We start from the raw sequence: 677 nt of genomic DNA on the forward strand, positions 1-677 counted from the left end.
GCTAGACCAACCTCTGCAAAGAGGTAGGCAGTGTTTGATTGCAGATTTAAGTATGCATCAAATTCCCAAGAGCTCACATACACTTCTATTAGGTTTTCATCTCTGCAATGGGCTATGTTTTCTGTAACAAATACAAATAACATATATCACACCTATATCGCTTGTGGACAAGGAAGAGTGTTAAATGCAGTAAAAAGGATCATTTATACCATCTCTGACAAACATTTTTTATTAGGGGGTATTGAAAAAATTATGCATCACAATAGTGAAACGTTGTCAGCCTATTACCTAAAATTGCAATACACATACACCCCTCCTAGGCACACCTTAAGACACCCATGGGAAAGAAATGAGTTGATGCTATTCTAAACCAACATCACACAGCAATACAAATGAATTTATTTTACTTTCAAAGTTTTTAAGAAATAGTATATATCAGAATTAACTTGAGTTTCAAATGTTACCTATGAATTTTATGAAAGGCAAACATTATAATTCCTAGAGATTCTTCTACTGAATATGATAGGTTTTCCTGTGGAGTTAGCCTGGATAGGGCTTGTAATTGTCTGTCTTTTGTTTCTACTTACCAGTGATCGATCAACTATAACATATTTTGCCTGTTGCAATTTTTCTTGTTTTTGGTTAACAGCATAGTGCTCAACATTAAATAGGTTTTT

1 protein-coding gene is annotated in these 677 nt (G+C 33.8%); it reads right to left on the bottom strand.

Features of this window, described 5'->3' with window-relative positions; translation table 11 throughout:
• Nucleotides 1–473 precede the first annotated feature (473 nt).
• Nucleotides 474–677 (bottom strand): hypothetical protein (locus tag ACJ5GX_RS00290; protein WP_495292569.1); only part of this gene is annotated, 204 nt, incomplete at its 5' end.

The sequence above is a fragment of the Wolbachia endosymbiont of Tuta absoluta genome (assembly GCF_059414725.1).